Consider the following 222-nt stretch of genomic DNA (forward strand, 5'->3'; position numbering starts at 1 on the left):
TGAACCAACTTCGGCACTCGATCGCTCAGTACAACTGACCGTGATTGACCTGCTAAAAGACATTCAAGCCAAGCACAATATCGGCTTTCTGTTCATCAGTCACGACCTCTCGGTAGTGAAAGCACTGTCGGATCGTGTATTGGTGATGCAGAAGGGTGAAGTGATGGAAGAAGGGTCTGCAGAAGAGATTTTCAATGCACCGAAAAATGACTACACCAAGAA

General features: G+C 46.4%; 1 pseudogene. It reads left to right on the top strand.

The features are described from left to right. Positions 1–222, top strand: a pseudogene (locus tag AB4653_RS28180) (microcin C ABC transporter ATP-binding protein); the annotation flags it as partial.

The organism is Vibrio sp. 10N.222.48.A3 (genome assembly GCF_041475345.1).
Lineage (GTDB): Bacteria > Pseudomonadota > Gammaproteobacteria > Enterobacterales > Vibrionaceae > Vibrio > Vibrio tasmaniensis_A.